This window comes from Pseudomonas sp. NPDC099000 (assembly GCF_044759925.1).
In the GTDB taxonomy this organism is placed as follows: Bacteria; Pseudomonadota; Gammaproteobacteria; order Pseudomonadales; family Pseudomonadaceae; genus Aquipseudomonas.
This window is the reverse complement of record NZ_JBIWAF010000006.1, coordinates 206,562-224,387: the sequence shown is the minus strand read 5'-3', so window position 1 is coordinate 224,387 and position 17,826 is coordinate 206,562. Positions and strand designations below refer to the sequence as shown.

15 protein-coding genes are annotated in these 17,826 nt (G+C 59.7%); 2 read left to right on the top strand and 13 right to left on the bottom strand.

Features of this window, described 5'->3' with window-relative positions; translation table 11 throughout:
* Nucleotides 1-122 precede the first annotated feature (122 nt).
* Nucleotides 123-1,913: a bifunctional diguanylate cyclase/phosphodiesterase gene (locus ACIQV9_RS10690; protein WP_403100921.1), complete on the bottom strand. Its 1,791-nt coding sequence runs from the start codon at nt 1,911-1,913 to the stop codon at nt 123-125.
* Nucleotides 1,914-2,033: 120 nt separating this feature from the next.
* The gene (locus tag ACIQV9_RS10685) at nt 2,034-4,115 is read right to left on the bottom strand and encodes a carboxy terminal-processing peptidase (protein ID WP_403100919.1); all 2,082 of its coding nucleotides are present in this window, start codon (nt 4,113-4,115) and stop codon (nt 2,034-2,036) included.
* A 140-nt stretch (nt 4,116-4,255) separates the two neighbouring features.
* Between ACIQV9_RS10685 and ACIQV9_RS10680 the strand changes: the two genes are divergently transcribed.
* The gene (locus ACIQV9_RS10680; RefSeq protein ID WP_403100917.1) at nt 4,256-5,218 is read left to right on the top strand and encodes a zinc-binding dehydrogenase; all 963 of its coding nucleotides are present in this window, start codon (nt 4,256-4,258) and stop codon (nt 5,216-5,218) included.
* Between the two features lie 115 nt (nt 5,219-5,333).
* Here the strand turns inward: ACIQV9_RS10680 and ACIQV9_RS10675 are convergent, their stop codons facing one another.
* From ACIQV9_RS10675 to ACIQV9_RS10650, 6 genes are all read right to left on the bottom strand, one after another.
* Complete coding sequence (locus tag ACIQV9_RS10675) at nt 5,334-5,987, bottom strand: HAD family hydrolase (RefSeq protein ID WP_403100915.1); 654 nt, start codon at nt 5,985-5,987, stop codon at nt 5,334-5,336.
* Nucleotides 5,988-6,021: 34 nt separating this feature from the next.
* Nucleotides 6,022-7,011 (bottom strand): ABC transporter ATP-binding protein, encoded by a 990-nt coding sequence (locus tag ACIQV9_RS10670; protein ID WP_403100913.1) that lies wholly within the window; start codon nt 7,009-7,011, stop codon nt 6,022-6,024.
* The gene (locus tag ACIQV9_RS10665) at nt 7,008-7,808 is read right to left on the bottom strand and encodes an ABC transporter permease (RefSeq protein WP_403100910.1); all 801 of its coding nucleotides are present in this window, start codon (nt 7,806-7,808) and stop codon (nt 7,008-7,010) included. Before ACIQV9_RS10665 ends, ACIQV9_RS10670 begins: the two co-directional genes overlap by 4 nt.
* Nucleotides 7,795-8,631, bottom strand: coding sequence for an ABC transporter permease (locus ACIQV9_RS10660; RefSeq protein ID WP_403101036.1), 837 nt, complete (start codon nt 8,629-8,631; stop codon nt 7,795-7,797). Before ACIQV9_RS10660 ends, ACIQV9_RS10665 begins: the two co-directional genes overlap by 14 nt.
* Nucleotides 8,632-8,636: 5 nt before the next feature.
* On the bottom strand, nt 8,637-9,443 hold the full coding sequence (locus tag ACIQV9_RS10655; protein ID WP_403100908.1) for an alkaline phosphatase family protein: 807 nt from the start codon (nt 9,441-9,443) through the stop codon (nt 8,637-8,639).
* A 140-nt stretch (nt 9,444-9,583) separates the two neighbouring features.
* Entirely contained in the window at nt 9,584-10,648 is a 1,065-nt protein-coding gene (locus tag ACIQV9_RS10650; protein WP_403100906.1) for an ABC transporter substrate-binding protein, read from the bottom strand.
* 349 nt (nt 10,649-10,997) lie between these two features.
* Between ACIQV9_RS10650 and ACIQV9_RS10645 the strand changes: the two genes are divergently transcribed.
* A complete protein-coding gene (locus ACIQV9_RS10645) occupies nt 10,998-11,711 on the top strand; it encodes a UTRA domain-containing protein (RefSeq protein WP_010456716.1) in 714 nt (237 codons plus the stop codon).
* Between the two features lie 112 nt (nt 11,712-11,823).
* On the opposite strand, the gene ACIQV9_RS10640 is transcribed toward ACIQV9_RS10645, so the two are convergent.
* From ACIQV9_RS10640 to ACIQV9_RS10620, 5 genes are all read right to left on the bottom strand, one after another.
* On the bottom strand, nt 11,824-13,989 hold the full coding sequence (locus ACIQV9_RS10640) for a mechanosensitive ion channel family protein (RefSeq protein WP_403100903.1): 2,166 nt from the start codon (nt 13,987-13,989) through the stop codon (nt 11,824-11,826).
* 77 nt (nt 13,990-14,066) lie between these two features.
* Nucleotides 14,067-14,243: a hypothetical protein gene (locus ACIQV9_RS10635; RefSeq protein ID WP_178082289.1), complete on the bottom strand. Its 177-nt coding sequence runs from the start codon at nt 14,241-14,243 to the stop codon at nt 14,067-14,069.
* Nucleotides 14,244-14,515: 272 nt separating this feature from the next.
* Nucleotides 14,516-15,805: a M18 family aminopeptidase gene (locus ACIQV9_RS10630; protein ID WP_027922480.1), complete on the bottom strand. Its 1,290-nt coding sequence runs from the start codon at nt 15,803-15,805 to the stop codon at nt 14,516-14,518.
* Nucleotides 15,806-15,881: 76 nt separating this feature from the next.
* Nucleotides 15,882-16,988 (bottom strand): hypothetical protein, encoded by a 1,107-nt coding sequence (locus tag ACIQV9_RS10625; RefSeq protein ID WP_403100899.1) that lies wholly within the window; start codon nt 16,986-16,988, stop codon nt 15,882-15,884.
* A gap of 50 nt (nt 16,989-17,038) precedes the next feature.
* Nucleotides 17,039-17,674 carry an RluA family pseudouridine synthase gene (locus ACIQV9_RS10620; RefSeq protein WP_030131660.1) on the bottom strand — a complete coding sequence of 212 codons (636 nt, stop codon included), beginning with the start codon at nt 17,672-17,674 and terminating at the stop codon, nt 17,039-17,041.
* Nucleotides 17,675-17,826 lie beyond the last annotated feature (152 nt).

The following is a 17,826-nucleotide window of genomic DNA, read 5'->3' as shown; positions in this document are numbered from 1 at the left end:
TTGTCTGGTCTGGCCTCTTCGCGGGCAAGCCTCGCTCCTACAGGGGTTGTGTTGTTCACAATCATTGCGGATGACACAAACCCCTGTAGGAGCGAGGCTTGCCCGCGAAGGCGTCCGTTCACTCACCGCTGCCCAATGATCAAATCCTCGTTTGGTACCGGCACAACCAAACTATCAATCACATGCACGCTATACCCCGCCACATTCTTCGCGTGATGCTTGGCCTGCGAAGCCATCTCCGCCAACTGGCTCGCATCGAGTTGCCCACAGGCCTGTGGATGTAAATGCACCACGCCAATCGACAATGACAACAGTGGAAACTCCTGGCGCACGCCCTGGCGATTCGGTGCGATAAAGCAGCCGGCTTCCAGGTGTTCGCTGCGGTAGAAACGTCGGCACTGGCTCTGGAAGTCGTCCAGCAGCTGGTTCAAGCGTTTGCGCCAGTCTTCCGGGCCGAGCACCAGCAGGAAGTCATCACCGCCGATATGGCCGACGAAGTCGCGGGACGGGTCGACGCGATCGTTCAGGCATTGCGCCAGGCACAGCAGGACTTCGTCACCGCGACCGTAGCCGTAGATGTCGTTGAAGGGTTTGAAACTGTCGATGTCGACGTAGCAGATCACCGACTCCCGCTCCTGTTGCAGCAGCCGCGTCAGGCATTGCTGGATGGGCACGTTGCCCGGCAGCAGGGTCAGCGGGTTGGCGTAGCGGGCCTGCTGGATTTTCAGTTCGGTAATCAGTTTGAGCACATCGATCACCCGGCCCAGACCCAGATAGCCGCCATTGAGGGTGATGATGAAGTCCTCCTCGATGCGCTGCCGCGCGCGGCTGGTGATCAAACGGCTGACCTGTTGCAGCGACTGGCTCATCTCCACGGCGAGGAAGTCGTCGTTCATCAAGCGGCTGATGGGCTTGCGTGCAAACAGATCGGTAGCAAAGGGCTTGAGCAGCGCGTCCGAGAGCGAATGCCGATGGACGATGCCGCAAGGATGGCCTTGCTCGTCGAGCACCGCCAGTGAGTTCAGGTTGGCCTGGCGGCGGAAGGCTTCCAGCACCGTGGCCGTCGGTGTGTCCCGTGCCACGGCCGGTTGGTCGTTGAGCAAGGCGCTGAGGTCGCTGCCTTCGTCATTCAGCGCCACGGCGGTGCTGTCGTGTTTGGGCATCAAGGATCGCGCTTCGCGAGGGGGATGCTCTTGAGGCCGACACAGCAAATAGCCTTGCACCAGATCGACGCCCATCTCGGTCAACACCGCGAGCTCTTCCGGTAGCTCGATCCCTTCGGCGATCACCTGCGCCCGCGAGGCCTTGGCAATTTGCAGGATCGAGCCGACGAACTCACGCTTGAGCGCGTCCTGATGGATGCCGTCGATGAAATGCCGGTCGATCTTCACGAAGTCCGGACGCAGCTCGGACCACAATCGCAAACTCGAATAACCCGCGCCCAGATCGTCCAACGCAATGGAAAATCCCATCGCCCGATAGTGATGCAGGGCGTTTTGCAATAACTGGAAGTCGTCGGTCGGGGTCTGTTCGGTGAGTTCGATCACCACCTGGCTTGGCGGTATGCCGAAGTCCTGCAGCAATTGCAGGGTCCGTCCCGGTTGATGAGCGGCTTCAAGCAGGGATTCCGGAGAGACGTTGAGAAACAGTTTGCCCGGCAGCTGTTGTTCCTTGAAACGTCGGCACGCACTTTCACGGCAGGCGATTTCCAGCTCGCTCAAGCGACCGGCCTGGCGGGCGACCGCAAATAACGCAATGGGGGAGTGCAGCGGACTGTTCGAGGGGCCGCGGGTCAGGGCTTCGTAGCCGACAATGCGTCGCTCGGAGAGGGAAATGATCGGCTGGAACAGGCTGTGCAAGCCGCTTTGAGTCAGTATTGAACTCAATGCACTCAGCTGTTCGGTCGTGGTCATGGTGATCTCTGGCGATAAAAAAAGGACTGAGCGCCAAAGCGCTAAGTCCTTTATTTCACGACAGAATGATGACTGTATGATGACGCTCCGGAGAGCGTCAGCATTAAATCGCCACCATTTTTAGTGCTTGGCGACCGCAGTGTTGAGTTTCAAGTAATCCAACAGAATCCGCCCTGTCTCGCTCAGGTAGGCATCATCTTCTGGCTTGGTCTTGTCCGGCTCGGCTGCCATCGCGTCTTCGTCTTCTTTCTTCAGCTCTTTGAGCGGTTCTTCGCCCTTGGCCTTGCGACGGATGTTTTCCATGACCAGTTGCTTGGCTTCGATATCGGCGTGCTGCGCGCGACGATCGGCTTCGTTGAGGCTGACGGTTTTTTCCGCCATCAGCTTCTGGGCCAGGGCCAGCTTGTCGCGGATGAACACGAACTCCGCATCCTTCGTCGAACGCAAATCATGCTCGGATTTGAGCTGAGCGATGTACGGTTTGAACGGGTCGACTGCCGGCTTGATGGCCGCGCGGATGGTGTCCCACGGCATGGCTTCCGGCAGGGCACTTTCGCCGATTTCCTTGGTGTCGATGATCGACGGGTAATCGATGTCCGGCAGTACGCCCTGATGCTGGGTGCTCTGGCCGGAAACCCGGTAGAACTTGGCCAGGGTCAGTTTCAGCTCGCCATGGTTCAGCGGCTGAATGGTCTGCACGGTGCCTTTTCCGAAGGTCTGGCCGCCGATGATCAGCGCGCGGTGATAGTCCTGCATGGCGCCGGCAAAAATCTCCGAAGCCGAGGCGGACAAGCGGTTGACCAGCAACGCCATCGGGCCTTTGTAGAACGCGCCCGGGTTTTCATCTTCCAGCACATCGACCCGGCCGTCGGCATTACGCACCAGCACGGTCGGACCTTTGTCGATGAACAGGCTGGTCAGCTCGGTGGCTTCCTGCAGGGAACCGCCGCCGTTGTTGCGCAAGTCGATGACCACGCCGTCGACTTTCTCTTTCTGCAACTCGGTGAGCAGTTTCTTGACGTCGCGAGTGGTGCTCTTGTAGTCCGGATCACCGGCACGGAACGCCTTGAAGTCGAGGTAGAACGCCGGAATCTCGATGACGCCGAGCTTGTAGTCCTTGCCATCCTGTTTGAGGTTGAGCACCGACTTCTTCACGGCCTGGTCTTCAAGCTTCACCGCTTCGCGGGTGATCGGCACGATCTTGGAGGTCTGATCGTTCGGCGCGTTGCTGGCCGGAATCACTTCCAGGCGCACCACGGTGCCTTTCGGACCACGGATCAGCTTGACCACTTCGTCCAGACGCCAGCCGACCACGTCGACCATCTCTTTGCTGCCCTGGGCAACGCCGATGATCTTGTCGGCCGGTGCAACCTGCTTGGTCTTGTCGGCCGGGCCGGCAGGCACCAGACGCACGACTTTTACCTGATCGTTGTCGCTCTGCAACACGGCACCGATGCCCTCGAGGGACAGGCTCATGTTGATGTCGAAGTTTTCCGCGTTATCCGGCGACAGATAGTTGGTGTGCGGGTCGTAGGACATGGCGAAGGTGTTGATGTACGCCTGGAAGATGTCTTCCGCACGGGTCTGGTCCAGGCGCGCCAACTGGTTCTTGTAGCGCTTGGTCAAGGTTTCCTGAATCTGCTTGGAGTCCTTGCCCGCGATCTTCTGCCGCAAGACTTCGTCCTTGACGCGTTTGCGCCACAGGTCGTCGAGTTCAGCGGTGGACTTGAGCCAAGGGGCGTCCTTGCGATCGATCAGCAAGGTTTCCTTGGTGGTGAAGTCGATTTTGTCGACGCCCTTGTTCAACTCGGCAAGGGCAAAGTCCAGACGCGCTTTGACGCGGTCCAGGTAGCGCTTGTAGATGGTGAACCCGGCGTTGAGGTCGCCGCTTTTGAGGAAGTCGTCGAACTGGGTCTTCCACTTGTCGAATTCGGCAATGTCGCTGGCCATGAAGTAGCTGCGCGACGGATCCAGCAGCTTGAGGTAGCTGTCATAGATGATCACGGAGCGCGCGTCATCGAGCGGCGGCTTGCTGTAGTGATGGCGCTTGAGCAGTTCGACGACGTTCAGGCTGGCGATCACTTCGTCACGATCAGGCTGAAGCTTGTCCCAGCTATTGGCTGCGAATGCATTGCTCGACATCGGCATCAGGCCGATACCAATGAATAGGGCTAGGGCGGTGCTGGGGAAAAAATGCTTCATGCTGATTCGACGCGGGGACAATTGATCACGCATATTAGGCCGTCTTTGAAGTCGCCGGTTCCACAAAGGGCCGGTCACATAATGCAAGAAAGCCCGGCGCTACAGCTACGGGCTCAGTCCAGACTCACTATGGAGGCACTGTGAAAGCATTGCAAGGCGTGGAAGGTCAAGTGGAGTGGGTTGAAGAGCCCAGTCCTACATGCGATGTAGGACAAGTTCGGATTCGAGTGGCGGCAGCGGGCCTCAATCGCGCCGATTTGTTACAGAAAGCAGGACTTTATCCGCCACCGCCGGGAGCCAGTCAGGTACTGGGTCTTGAGTGTTCGGGGGTGATCAGCGAGGTCGGCCCGGGTTCGTCCTGGCAGGTCGGCGATCGGGTCTGCGCCTTGCTGGCCGGGGGCGGGATGGCCGAGGAGGTAGTTGTCGACGGACGGCATGTGCTCCCGGTCCCCGAAGGTTTGTCCCTGGCCGAGGCGGCAGCGTTGCCGGAAGTGTACGCGACCGTCTGGCTGAATTTGTTTCAACTGGCTGCGCTCAAACCGGGTGAGAAAGTTCTTCTGCACGCTGGAGCAAGTGGAATCGGTTCAGCCGCCATTCAGCTGTGCAAGGCCTTTGGCAACCCGTGCTGGGTCAGCGTCGGTTCTGCCGAGCGTCTGGCTTATTGCGAAACGCTGGGTGCGCAGGGTGGTGTGGTGCGCACGGGCGACCTGGACAGTTTGCGGGATCTGGGGCCGTTCGACGTGATTCTCGATCCGGTCGGTGGCAACTACGCTGCGCTGAACCTGAAAATGCTGGCTCTGGATGGCCGTTGGGTGTTGATCGGTTTGATGGGCGGTCGTGAGGCGAAGCTGGATCTGGCGCAGGTTCTGGCCAAGCGCGTGCAACTGCTGGGTTCGACTTTGCGCAGTCGCGATGAGCAGTTCAAGGCGGATTTGTTCAGTGATTTGAGCCAGCATGTATGGCCGTTGTTTGCCGAAGGGCGGTTGAGTCCGCAGCTGGCGATGACATTTCCGATCAAGGACGCCGAAGCGGCGTTTGCGGAGTTGGCGAGTAATAAGGTGGCGGGGAAGTTGGTGCTGATAATCGACGAAAGCCTGACCTGAAGGACACACTGACCCTGTAGGAGCGAGGCTTGCCCGCGAATGAGGCGTCGCGGTTTACCAGTGAGACCGCGTCATCGTTCTTCGCGGGCAAGCCTCGCTCCTACAGGGGTATCGGTTATTTCCAGATATGGATCGGCCAGCCGGCTTTTTCGGCATGCTCAAGCAGCACCGGATCCGGATTCACCACGTGTGGGAAATCCACCTTTAATAGCAGCGGTAAATCGTTGCGTGAGTCGGAATAGAAACTCGCACCTTCCAGGTTTTCCTCTTCCGCATCCAGCCACTCCAGCAACCGAACGATCTTGCCTTCGCGGTACGTCAGCGTTCCAACGGTGTGGCCGCTATACACCCCGTGCGCCACTTCCAGTTCGATGCCAAGAATCTCGTCGATGCCCAAACGGTCGGCAATCGGCCTGACCAAATGCGTGCCCGACGCCGAGATCACCAGAATCCGGTCGCCGGCCTTGCGGTGGGCCGCGATGGCTTTGGTGGCGTCACTAAAGATGATCGGCTCGATGAAGTCTTCCACCCAGGGCCCGACCAGATGGTCGACCTCTTCCGGTGTGCGCCCGATCATCGGCTCCAGGCTGAAGGTCATGTAGTCCTCCATCCGCAGCTTGCCGTGGCTGTAGGCGTCCATCAGTTCGTTGTTCTGACGCATGAACGACTGGGGATCGACCCAGCCCAGGCGGCCCATTTGCTCGCTCCAGAGGGTGGCGCAGTCGCCGTGGATCAGGGTTTCGTCCAGATCAAAAATTGCCAGGGCCATCAGTGCAGTTCTCTCTTCGACATCAACAAAGGCATCAGGCTACCTCACACAGGGCAGTCGGATCGATGGAAAGTGCCAGGCGCTGACCATCGGGGTGCAAATCGGCCGCCGAGCGATTCAGCACATCCACCACCAATTCCACGCCCCGGGCTTCGACCCGATAACGAATCACGTTGCCCAGCAAGCTGTGGCTGCGCACTTGCGCATCAAGCTCGCCATTGAGGCTCAGCTCGATGGCTTCCGGGCGAATTGCAATGCGGTGGCTGATCGGCCGTTGCAGCAGTTTCGAGGCGCTGTCGGCGTCCAGCAGGTTGTAGTTGCCGATGAAACCGGCGGCAAACACATCCACGGGTGCGGTGTAGAGGGTTTCGGCGTCGCCGCTCTGTACGATCTTTCCCTGATTCATCAGGAAAATCCGGTCGGACATGGTCAGCGCTTCTTCCTGATCGTGTGTGACGAAAATCGTGGTCAAGCCGAGTTCGCGCTGGATCTGACGGATCTGTTCGCGCAGGTGCTTGCGAATCCGCGCATCGAGGGCCGACAGCGGCTCATCCAGCAACAACAGCCGTGGCCGCGTGACCAGAGAGCGGGCGAGGGCCACGCGCTGGCACTGGCCGCCCGACAATTGATGCGGATAGCGCGCGGCGAAGTCATTGAGCTCGACAAGTTTCAACACTTCGGCGACACGCTTCTGGCTGTCGTCGGCGTTGACCTTCTGCATGCGTAATCCGAAGGTGACGTTCTGTTCCACGGTCATGTTCGGGAACAGGGCGTAGCTCTGGAAAACCATGCCGATCCCGCGTTTCTGCGGGCTCAATGGCACGATGTCGACACCTTCGAGCAGAATCTTGCCGCCATCCACCGATGTCAGGCCGGCGATGCAACGCAGCAGCGTGGACTTGCCGCAACCGGACGGGCCGAGGAGGGTGACGAATTCACCTTTCTGGATTTCGCAGTTGATGTCGCTGAATACCGTGGTGCCTGCAAAGCTTTTTTGCAGGTGTTGGACGCTGACATAGCTCATTCGCTTTTGTCCTTGTTCAAGATATTGGCCGCCCAGGTCAGAACCAGCACAAAGAAGAAGTAGGAAATCACCAGCGCACTGGTGAAGTGGCCGCTGCTGTTACGCATATTGTTGAGGTAGACCTGCAGGGTTTCGTAGCGGGTGCCGACCAGGATGTTGGCGAAAACGAATTCACCGAACAGGAAGGAGAAGGACAGCAGCAACGCCACCATCAAACCCTTGCGCAGGTTCGGCAGCACCACCAGGAACGCGGCTTGCCAGGTGCTGGCGCCGAGCAGTTGCGCGGCGTCCATCAGGTCGCGCAGGTTGATCGCTTGCAGGTTATTGGTGATCGCCCGGTACATGAACGGCAGCGCGATGGTGAAGTAGCAGCCGATCAGAATCCACGGCGTACCGACCATCGCAAACGGCCCGGAACCGTAGAGCTGCAGCAGCCCCACCGAGGACACCACCGGCGGCACCGCGAAGGGCAGCAGGATCAGGATGTTCATCAGCGCATCGAGTTTGGGGAAGTGGTAATGCACCACGAACAGCAGCGGCAGAATCAGCACCACCGACAGAATCAGCGCGCCGACGCACACCAGCAGCGACTGCCCGAAGGCATGCAAGAAACGAGGATCGCTCCACAGCTGGATGTACCACTTGAAGGTAAAACCGCTGGGCAGAATGGTTGCCGACCAACTGCTGGCGATCGAGTAGATCAGCGTCCCGGCCAGCGGCAGCAACAGAATGGCGAACAGCACATACACCACGACGCGGTGATAGACACCGACTGGCCCCAGTTCAGCGCGAGACATGGTAGCTCCTCTTCAACAGCAGCTGATGCACGATGGTCACCAGGGTCATCAACGCCACGAGCACCACGGCCAGGGCGCTGGCCAGGTTCGGATCAAGGGAAATGTCGCCGGAGACCATCGCCGCAATGCGGATCGGCAGCACGTTGAAGTTGCCGGTGGTCAGCGCGTAGACCGTGGCGTAGGCGCCAAGTGCGTTGGCCAGCAGGATCACGAAAGTGCCCAACAACGCAGGGGTCAACACCGGCAAACCGATGTGGCGCCAGAATTGCCAGCCGTTGGCGCCGAGCAGTTCGGCGGACTCACGCCAGTCTTCGCGCAGGGCGTCGAAGGCCGGGTAGAGCAGCAGCACACCCAAGGGAATCTGGAAGTAGGTGTAGAGAATGATCAACCCGGTTTTCGAGTACAGGTTGAAGTCCTGAATGATCCCCGCCTGCTTGAGCATGATGGTGAAGCTGCCGTTGAAGCCCAGCAGAATGATGAACGCGAAGGCCAAAGGTACGCCGGCGAAGTTGCTGGTCATGTTGGCGAAAGCATTCACGAAGTTACGCAGTTTCGAGTCGACCCGGCGCAGGGAGTACGCGCCGAGCACCGCGATGATGATGCCGAATACGCTGGACCAGAAACTGATCTCGAGGCTGTACTGGATCGCCTGCAAATAGAATTTTGAATTGAAGATTTTGGTGAAGTTGGCCAGGCCCCAGCCGAACTCTTCCGATTGCAGGCTGTTGATCATCACCCAGACCAGCGGGGCGATCTCGAACACGATAAAGAACAGGGTGAAAGGCACCAGGCACAACGCTGCCAGCCATTTGCCGCGAGTCATGGAGTTCACTTGAGCAGCTCCCGGCAGACAGGTTTGTCGTGGGGCACGCCCAGCAGTTCGCAGACCGTGCCGCAGATTTCCGTCTGTTTCGGCGCGGCGCTGGTGTTGAAGCTGAAGGCATCGCCCAGCACAAATAGCGGCACTTCGCGTTCTTCCGGCAGCAGGCCGTTGTGCGAGCGGTCGTTGTTCATGCCGTGGTCGGCGGTCACCAGCACTTGGTAGCCGGCGTCGAGCCAGGTTTGCAGGTAGTCGGCCAGGATGATGTCTGCCGAGCGAGCGCTGTTGCGGTATTGCGAGGTGTCGAGGCCGTGCTTGTGCCCGGCGTCGTCAATGTTCATGGGGTGGATCAACAAGAAGTTCGGCGCGTGACGCAGACGCAGGTTTTCGGCGTCGGCGAACAGGTGCGAATCCGGGTAGTGGTCGTTCCAGTAGAAGTGACCGTGCTGGATCGGCAGGTCGGGGTTGTCGGTGTGACGATCCCGGGCGGCCTCGAACGGCGAGCGGTTATACAATTCGCTGACCCAGTGATACGCCGCGGCGGCGGTGGTCAGGCCGGCTTCCGTGGCGTAGTGATAAATGCTGCGCTGGTTGGACAGGCGCGAGACGTTGTTATGGACGATGCCGCTCTCGATCGGCGGGACGCCGGTGAGGATGCATTCGTAAAGCGGTCGGGACAGGGCCGGCAGTTCGCACTCCAGTTTGTAGAGTGCCGCGCGTCCTGCGCCGACGTAAGCCTGCAGGTGCCCCATGGCGTGGCGCGCGACCTCGTAGTTGAGGCCGTCGAGCACGACAAGGATGACGTTGTGCTTCATAGGGGCAAAACTCCGCGAAACATTAGATATCGTGAAAACCGTAGGAGCGAGGCTTGCCCGCGAAGATGGATTTACATTCAACAATGATGTTGGCTGACAGTCCGCCTTCGCGAGCAAGCTTCGCTCCTACAGATGAAGCATTACTTCATCTCGACGAGAACTTCTTCGTTCCACTTCTGAGGCAGGGCCTTGGAAGTCTTTTCCCATGCATCCGCGTCTTTGATCGGTGTGACCTTTTTGTACTGCTCGTTAGGCAGCAACTTGGCCTGGATGTCAGCGGGCAGCTTGATGTGCTCAGCGCGGATTGGACGGGCGTTGCCTTTCGCCAGGTTGATCTGACCGGCATCGCTGAAGATGTATTCGCGGGTCAGCTTGGCGGCGTTCGGGTTCTTCGCGTATTTGTTGATGATGGTGGTGTAGCCGGAAATCACCGAGCCATCGGATGGGATCAGCACCACGTAATCGTCCGGGTTCGCCATCTTGGCCTTGTAGCTCAGGCCGTTGAAGTCCCAGACCACGCCGACTTCGATTTCACCCTTTTCCATCGTGGCGATGGTCGGGTTGGCCATGGACAGGCGGCCCTGCTTGGCAATGTCTGCGAACAGCAACAGCGCTGGCTGCAGATTCTTCTCGTCGCCACCGTTGGCCAGTGCCGCGGCCAGTACACCGTTGGCGGCCTGGGCGGCGGTGCTCACGTCACCGATGGACACCTTGTATTTACCGGTTTTCAGATCAGCCCACTTGGTCGGGGCGTCGGAGCCGTGCAGCAGCTTCTTGTTGATGATGAATGCGATGGTGCCGGTGTACGCCAGCGCCCAGTTGCCGTCCTTGTCTTTGGCCCAGTCCGGGACCTGATCCCAGGTGCTTGGCTTGTAGGGTTGCACCACGCCCTGTTTGACCGCGATCGGGCCGAAGGCGGCGCCGACGTCGCCGATGTCGGCGCTGGCGTTGTCTTTCTCGGCGGCGAACTTGGCGATTTCCTGCGCCGAGCTCATGTCGGTGTCGATGTGTTTCAGGCCGTAAGTCTTGGCCAGGTCTTCCCAGGTGCCTTTCCAGTTGGCCCAGTCATCGGGCATGCCGACGCTATTGACCGCGCCTTCCGCTTTCGCAGCGGCTTCCAGGGTTTTCAAATCATCAGCGGCCATGGCGGCGCTGCACATGGCAATGGTCGAGCCTAACAGTGATGCCAGGAAAAGCTTTTTCATCCGAAGCTCCTTTGGGCGTTTTCAACGCTGCGATTGCGGTTGTGTTGGTCTAGGTCAGCAATACCTGAGCCAATTTAGGCGCCGCTGATGACATTTTGATGTCGACGATCGGTCGGCCTACATTTTTCAAGCGGGAGTGCTCAGGCTTGCGAGTAAGCGTAGACCATGGCTAAAGGGCTGATACGAAAGGACTTGGCCGTGAATTTGCAGGTGTCTGGCGCAACCGTTAGGCGGCTTTGTCATCTGCCAGTCATAAGCAGTGCCTAGGCTTGCAGGGAGTTGATGGAGCCGGTTTGAATCACGGTTCTGCCCCGAAACAGTGCTGGTCTAGTCCAGATAGGTAATGTTGATGCGCATCGAGACCACCAAAGCGGTGACAGCCATCGGGCAGGTTCTGCAAGAACAGCTCGACCATGGCCTGTTGGCGCCCGGGAGCAAACTGCCGGCCGAGCGCAAGCTCAGTGAGTTGTTCGGTACCACGCGCATCACTGTGCGTGAAGCCTTGTTGCAACTGGAGGCCCAGGGGCAAATTTATCGCGAGGAGCGCCGAGGCTGGTTCGTGTCGCCACCCCGTCTGGCTTACAACCTGATGCAGCGCAGTCACTTTCACGCGATGGTCAGTGCTCAGGGGCGGGTGCCGTCGACCGAGGTGATCTCGGCGCGTTTACAACCGGCGTCGGCTGCGGTGTGTGCGTGGTTACAGTTGCCGGCGTTGTCCAGCGTGATCCAGATTTGCCGGGCGCGGCGTATTGATGAGCGGCTGGTGTTGTACGTGGAGCACTACCTGAATCCGCAGTACTTTCCGGGGATTCTGGATTTCGATCTGAATCAGTCGATCACCGAGCTGTACGCCAGGCATTACGACTTGCACTACGGGCGGGTGCGCTTCGAGATCGTGCCGACGGCGTTGTCGGTGGATGCGGCGGCAGCGTTACGGGTGTCGGTGGGGAGCCCGGGGTTGCGGATTGCCCGGGTCAATTATGATCAGCATGAGCGGTTGATCGATTGTGACCTGGAGTTTTGGCGGCATGATGCGATTCATGTCGGGGTGGATGTGGTTTAGCCAAGGAGACCGCGTCGCCGCCATCGCGAGCAGGCTCACTCCTACATTGGAACGCATTTCAAATGTAGGAGTGAACCTGCTCGCGATGGCGGCCTGACAGCCACCCCAGATATCAAGCAGACACATCCTTCTGCGGCCCACCGCCGGCCGTCATCACCTGCACACTCATCCGCGGCGTCGCCAGGTCCATCCCCGCCTCATCCAGATGCCGCTTGAGCGACAAGTTGAATGCCCGCGAAACTTCCCACTGCTTGATCGGCGCGGTCTTGAATCGAGCCCGAAGAATCGCATTGCCGGACTCGAAACTCTCGACCCCCTGGATCTCCAACGGTGACCAGATATTGCGCCGTTGCAGCGGGTCGGTGCGCATTTTCTGGCCGACTTCGCGCATCAGTTTGATCGCCTCGTCGATGTCCATGCTGGACGGCACCGCCACCCGGAAGATCGCGTAGCCGAATTCCCGGGAGTAGTTCTTGATGCTTTTGATTTCGCTGAACGGAATGGTATGGACGATGCCGTCGATGTCCCGCAGGCGAACGGTGCGGATGGTCAGTCCTTCAACGGTGCCGAGGTGGCCGCCGACGTCCACGTAGTCGTCGATGGCCAGGGAGTCTTCGATGATGATGAACAGGCCGGTGATCAAGTCCGCGACCAGCGACTGCGCACCGAAACCGATGGCCAGACCGATCACGCCGGCACCGGCCAGCAATGGCGTGACGTTCATGCCCATGTTCGCCAGCGCGACGATCAACGCAATGATGAAAATGGCCACGAACAGCACGTTGCGAATCAGCGGCATCATCGTCTGCGCGCGGGCGTTGGCCAGGCCTTTGCGCGAACGGGTGAGGGCGTGGTGCACCGCGGTGTCGCTAAGGATCCAGATCAGCCAGGCAAAAATCAGCGTGCCGGCGAGGCTGAACAGTTTGACGCTGACTTCATGGCCTTCGCCTTCGGTGAAGGCAATCAGCGACATGCCCCAGACCCGCAGGCCCAATTCGATGAAGACCAGCCACACCACGAGATGGGCGAGGGTGTAGAAGAAGCTTTTCAGGCGTTCCGAATACAGCGCATGACGCTTCACACCCCGTTGCGGTTTAAGCGAATGACGGCGAACCAGGCCGTTGATGACCATGCACAACACCAGCAACACGGTGCAGATCAGCGCCTGGCGCAGTGCGGTGCTGGTGTCGCCGGCCGAGACGAAGGTGGCGAACAGAGAGATGGCCACCAACACCAAGGCCGGCACATACCAGAAGGTGCCGAGAATATCGATGGTGTCGCTGAGTGCGCGGCGTGTCAGGCGTCGGGACAACGGCTGGTTGCGGATCAGGTGGGCGATCGGCCGGCGGAAACGCAGGATGAACAACCCGGTGGACAGCGCCGCCAGGACGTTGGCGACGGTGGCGGCGGTGTGGGCCAGGTGACTGCCGAGGCTGGCGACCAGGCGCGGATCGCTCAGCGCTTCACCGAACGCGGCGAAACTGCCGATCAGCCACAACGGCCGAAAGGCTTGATGGCGCAGGATGTACAAGGCGCGGTGGCGATGCGGGCCGTCGAGCACGGAAAACGCAATCACGCAGATCGCCGAGAAACAAGTACCGACCACCAACGCATAAGCCAGCACCATGGCCAGGCTTTTGCCCAGCGACGAGGGCAGGGCGTAGCTCATGTAGACCGTCATGACCAAGGCAATCAGCCACGGCCCGAGTTTGCGCAGGGCGAAGCGCAACATGTCCAGGGCCTTGGGGTGCTGCGGCAGCTCTTCGGTCAGGCCGAAGCGCATGCGCACCCGGTGACTGACCCAGATCAGCGCAGCGGCCAGCAGGCTCCAGACCATCAGAATCATGGCGAAAGCAAAGATGATCGGCAGCCACTCGCTGGCCGGCAGCATCAGTGCCGCGAGTTCGTCCTTGGCCAGATCAAACTCCTCGGACCAGCGCGTCAGCGGACTGCCGGCCCCGGAAAACTGCTTTTCGAAGTTGGCCAATGTGCCGCCGATCAGGCCGAGTACGCCTTGTTCAGCGGTCGGCTGGGCCTTTTTGGTGACGTCGCGCAGCTTCTTCAGATCCGCCAGCAGTTTGGTTCGCTGCTGATCGTTCTCCAGCGACTTGATGACTTCGTCCAGCGACTGCCCCAGCGGTTCTTGCGCCTCCGGTTGGGTTTTTGCCGAGCCGTTGAGCAGCCCCGGTAAACCGACCGCCTGGGCAGGCGCCATCGGCAGCAGCGTCATCAAGCAGACAAGGAAAAAACACGGCAGGGCAAAAAGACGAGCGAACACTAGGCGGTCAACCTCGGGAGGAACAGATCGGCCGAGTGTACGAGCCCGTCAAAATCAATGCGAGCAAGGGGGAGGATTTATTCGTTGAGTTTGGCGAGGATCTTGAACACTACGGTGGCGAGGATCGTCAGCATGCCGATCCACATGGCGAACACACCGGCGTTTTTGTCGCGAAAATTGAAGCCGATTGCCAGCATGATCATCCCGGCAAGAATGGGGATCAGCATGGCGTGGAATGATGACATAGAGATCATGGGTGACTGCCTTGTCGGAGGGGGTAGCTTAAGTCTAGGTGGCTTTTGGGTGACCGGTGGTCAGAGATGAGTCATGAATGCAGCGCGATCATTGTGGCGAGGGAGTTTGCTGTGGCGAGGGGGCTTGCCCCCGTTCGACTGCGAAGCAGTCGCAAAGCCAGTGAATGCGGTCTGCCAGTAGAACCGCGTTAGCCGGATTGCGACCGCTTCGCGCTCGAACGGGGGCAAGCCCCCTCGCCACAAAAGCATTCCGGCCATTCATTGGCGCGAAATTACGGCAATTCCTGGCAGGCGTAGAACGCGCTCAGCACTTTGACCAGGTGGGCCAGGTCGTGGCTGCCGCACAGTTCACGGATCGAGTGCATGGCAAACGTCGGCAGGCCGATGTCCACGGTACGCACGCCCAGGTGGCTGGCGGTGATCGGGCCGATGGTCGAGCCACAGCCCATGTCGCTGCGCACCACAAAGCTTTGCACCGGCACTTCTTCGGCCATGCACAAATGGCGGAAGAACCCGGCGGTTTCGCTGTTGGTGGCGTAGCGCTGGTTGCTGTTGACCTTGATCACCGGGCCGGCGTTGAGTTTCGGGCCGTGGTTGGCGTCGTGCTTTTCCGCATAGTTGGGGTGCACGCCGTGGGCGTTGTCGGCCGAGACCAGCAGGGACTTCTGAATGGTGCGCACGAACTCGTCACCTTCAGGCAGCAGGCGACGCAAGGTTTGCTCAAGCATCGGACCATCGGCGCCGCACGCCGAACAGGAACCGACTTCTTCGTGGTCGTTGCACACCAGCACGCAGGTTTCGTCGGTTTCAGCGGTCAGCAAGGCTTGCAGGCCGGCATAGCACGACAGCAAGTTGTCCAGGCGCGCGCCCGCGATGAAGTCGCCATGCAGGCCGATGATCGCAGCGCTTTGGGTGTCGTAGAAACTCAGCTCGTAATCGAGTACCACGTCGGCATTCAGGCCGTGTTCCAGCGCCAGCTGATTGGTGAGCACGGCGCGGAAGTCCACGCGCTCGTCACCGGCAAATTGTGCGAGGATCGGTGGCAGTTCGGTCTGGGCGTTGATGGCCCAGCCCATATTGGCTTCACGATTGAGGTGGATCGCCAGGTTCGGGATGGTCGCAATCGGCGCCTTGAAGTCGATCAGCTGGCTCTCGACCTTGCCGTCGCGGCGGAACGTCACGCGGCCGGCCAGGGACAAGTCGCGGTCAAACCACGGCGCCAGCAGCGCACCGCCGTAGACTTCGACGCCCAGTTGCCAGAAGCCCTGGCGTTGCAGTTCCGGCTGGGGCTTGACCCGCAGGCACGGGCTGTCGGTATGGGCGCCGACCAGGCGGATACCGCCATGCAGCGGCGAATGACGTCCCATCTTGATGGCGACGATCGATGAGTCGTTACGGGTGACGTAGTAACGACCGTTGGCTTCGGTGGTCCAGGGCTCGCGCTCGTCAAGGCGCACAAACCCCGCCGCTTCCAGACGCTGAACAAGGCTGGCAGTGGCATGGAATGGGGTAGGGGAGGCCTTGAGGAAATCGATCAGGCCTTGGTTCAACTCTTCGCGCATAAGAAGCTCCAGACAGCAGTGGGCGGGAGTTTAACGTATTGGCCGGGGCCTTTGGGCATGACGTGAACCGGTCACGTCAGCTGGCAGCCTCTACCCGCTTTTTCAGGTACTTCATGATAATCCGCTCATCTTCAGGCTTTTCGGGCTTGGGCAATTGCCGGGGCCAGGCGTGCTGATGAGTCTCCAGCAGCTTTTTCTGACGAGCCTGGTCCCAACGAAGGATCTCCCGCGAGGCAGATTCCCACCATTCGTGGCGACATACGGTGTAGTACGGATGATCGGGCGCCGCGCTGCCGTAAAGCAGATCGCGGCCGACCTTTCTCAGGGCGCCAGTCTGGTTGCGCAGCTTCCATTTGATTTTCAGCCGCTGCCAGGCCGAAGGGAAGGGTTTGACGCGCGGCACGTCCCGGCAGAGTTCGACCAGCTCAGCGCTGAACTTCTCGCCATGCTGAGAGAAGAAATACGCCTGCATCGCATGGAAAAAGCGTTTTTCCGCGAAGTAGTGATAGATGTATTTCTTGGCTTCATACACCGGTTTGTCGCGCATCGCGAACGACAGGGCGATCTGCTCGATGGTGTGGATGTCGAAACCGTCCCGGGTCCATTCGTCGATGAGCTTGATCGACTCTTCGAACAGGGCGCTGTCGCGGTCGGTCACGCCACACAATCCGCTGTTGTACAGCTTGAAGCCGTTGTTCGCGGTGACGCCGTGCGCGCGCAGGCAACCTCCGAGCTTCACGTAGTCGGGGCGTTCACACACGTCCCGCCAGTCGTACTCGAAGCGATCCATCAAGTAGTGCTGCGGCTGGATCTGGTTGAAGATCAGGTTCGGGTCGCTGGTGAACAGCGTGTCGGTATCGACGAACAGGGTTTTTTCAGCAAACTGCAGACCGGCGGCAATCGCACAGGCCTTGCGACGATGGTGATAGCCGTTTTCGCCTTGCCACAGGGTCAGGGTTTCCTGGGTCAGGGTGACGGTTTCAACCGGCCAGCCGGCGTAGTCCTGAGGGCGATCCGTGAGGATTCGGATGCTCGGGAGCTTGCCGTTTTTCGCGTGGGACAGCGCGGTCAAAATACTGAATTTGGCTTCGCGCCGGTAAACGTCCTGATTGCCATAGATCAGGTACAGCAGTTGGTGTCGGGTTTTCTTGACGGGTATTGCCGGGAATTCAGTACAGCTCATCGGGATGGGTATCCTTTTGCGAAAGCAGGCGACTGCGTGTCAGGCAGTGCTTAAAACGGTGCCGGGCATTCGAAGCGCAAGCGTTCACCGGTTTGCGGATGGGTGAAGCTGAGCATGCTAGCGTGCAGGCACAGGCGTGGCCAGGCGGCCAGGGCTTGCTCGTGGGCGTAGAGCCCGTCACCCAATAGCGGGTGACCGATGGAAAGCATGTGCACGCGCAACTGGTGGGAGCGGCCGGTGATCGGCGTCAGTTCGACGCGGCACCAGTCGCCACAACGTTCCAGCACTCGCCAGAAGGTCAGGGCGTGTTTGCCGAATTCGTGGTCGACCACATGGCGTGGTTTGGTCGGCGGATCGTAGCGCAAGGGCAGGTCGATGCTGCCGCTGTCCAGTTCCGGTTGTCCCCAGCACAGGGCGGTGTAGGCTTTTTCTGTTTCGCGGTCGTGAAATTGCCGAGACAGCTCGCGATGAGTGTCCGGGTCACGGGCCAACAGAATGATGCCGGACGTTTCCCAGTCCAGTCGATGGACGATTCGCGCTTCCGGGTAGCCGTTTTCTTGCAGGCGGGTGATCAGGCAGTCCTTGTTGTCATCGGCCCGGCCAGGGACAGAGAGCAGCAGGGTCGGCTTATCGACCACCAGTACGGCGGCGTCCTGATGGATGATGCGGATGTTGGACAACGGCATTAAAACAGCCTCGTAACAAACGCCAACGGCGACTCAGGCCCCCGCACTCTGTAGGAGCGAAGCTTGCTCGCGAATGCGTCACTCGGTCTATCAGATACACCGAGTTGCCTCTGTTCGCGAGCAAGCTTCGCTCCTACGGAGTGCATAAGAGC